Annotated in this window: 2 protein-coding genes; one reads left to right on the top strand and one right to left on the bottom strand. The window is 34.9% G+C overall.

What is annotated here, in order from left to right; genetic code table 11:
• On the bottom strand, positions 1–594 hold a 594-nt coding region (hpt, locus tag R3333_RS14600), incomplete at its 3' end, for a hypoxanthine phosphoribosyltransferase (RefSeq protein ID WP_318959492.1).
• Between the two features lie 119 nt (positions 595–713).
• On the opposite strand from hpt, the gene R3333_RS14595 reads away from it, so the two are divergent.
• Positions 714–1533: 5-(carboxyamino)imidazole ribonucleotide synthase (locus R3333_RS14595; RefSeq protein ID WP_318959491.1), on the top strand; the 820-nt coding region annotated here is incomplete at its 3' end.

The raw sequence follows: 1533 nt of genomic DNA, 5'->3' as shown, positions 1-1533 counted from the left end.
TGACTGTGTTCCCTTCCCTGCTCCAGGAGGGCCGAATAATACTATATTTAACATATCTTTTTGTTCTGTATTAAGTTGAAAAATGGCATCCAAATTCCTACCTTTTTCATTATAGTCTAAACCATAACCAACCACAAATGTATTGGAGATTTCTAAGCCCACAAATTTAGGGCTATCTTCAAATAAAAATGCTTCTGGCTTAAAAAGAAAAGTAGCTACTTCAAAACTTTTACATTTTGAAGGATTTACAATTTCCTTTACCTTTTCTATTGTTCTACCTGTGTCAACAATATCTTCAAGAACAACAACATTCTTTTGTTCCAGATTTACATCCAAGCCTAACAAAGTGTTAACCTTCTCGGTACTTTGTGTACCTTGATAAGATTCTACTTTAACAAAACTGATTTCACAATCTAAATCTATGTGCTTCAACAAATCAGCTGCGAACATGAATGCTCCATCTAAAATAGCCAAGAAAATAACATCTTCACCTTTGTAATGAGAATTTATTGTTTGTGCTACAGACTTTACCGCCGCTTGAACGCGTGCAGCATCTATGAAAGTTGAAAATGTTTTGTCTTGCAGCCTTAACAAACCTTAGAATTGCCTTAAAAACTGCAAAAATAAGATTTTCACTTAAAGAGATGGCCGTCAGAAGCAATAACTCTTAAAAAATGAAAGATAATTTAGTAAAAGCCACTTATATTTGCAGCATGAATTCAATTTGGTACGGAAATAATTTTAGACTCGGAGTATTAGGCGGTGGTCAATTAGGGAGAATGTTAATTCAAGAAGCGATTAATTACGACGTTCATGTACATTGCATGGATAATGATCCTGAAGCGCCTTGTTCGAAAATTGCCAACTCTTACACCTTAGGTAAACTTACCGACTATGACGATGTAATGAACTTTGGTAAAGACAAAGATGTTATTACCGTAGAAATTGAACACGTTAACGTAAAAGCTTTAAAGGAATTAGAAGCCAAAGGCGTAAAAGTATATCCGCAGCCTCATATTTTAGAAATGATTCAAGATAAAGGTTTGCAAAAAGAATTTTACCAAAACAACGGTATCCCAACAGCTCCTTTTGCCTTGGTCAACTCAAAAGAAGAAATCTTTGAAAACCTTAGCCTTTTACCCGTAATGCAGAAACTTAGAAAAGGTGGATACGATGGTAAAGGGGTACAAGCTGTAAAAACTGAAGCTGACATTGCCAATGGATTTGATGGTCCTTGCGTATTAGAATCATTTGTTGATTTCAAAAAAGAACTTTCTGTAATTGTAGCGAGGAATGCAAAGGGAGAAATGAAAACTTTCCCCACTGTAGAATGTGAATTCAGCAAAGAATTAAACTTAGTAGAGTTCTTATTTTCTCCTGCAGAGATTTCTGAGTCTGTAGAAAACAGAGCGCAAGAATTAGCCAAAGAAATCATAGAAAAATTGGATATGGTTGGAATTTTAGCCATTGAATTTTTCCTTACTCAAGAGGATGAACTGTTGGTGAATGAAATTGCACCTAGACCTCATAATT

Origin of the sequence: Lishizhenia sp. (assembly GCF_033720595.1) — a bacterium.
In the GTDB taxonomy this organism is placed as follows: Bacteria; Bacteroidota; Bacteroidia; order Flavobacteriales_D; family Crocinitomicaceae; genus Lishizhenia.
Note: the sequence above shows the minus strand (reverse complement) of the source record. Positions and strands in the feature narration are given on the sequence as shown.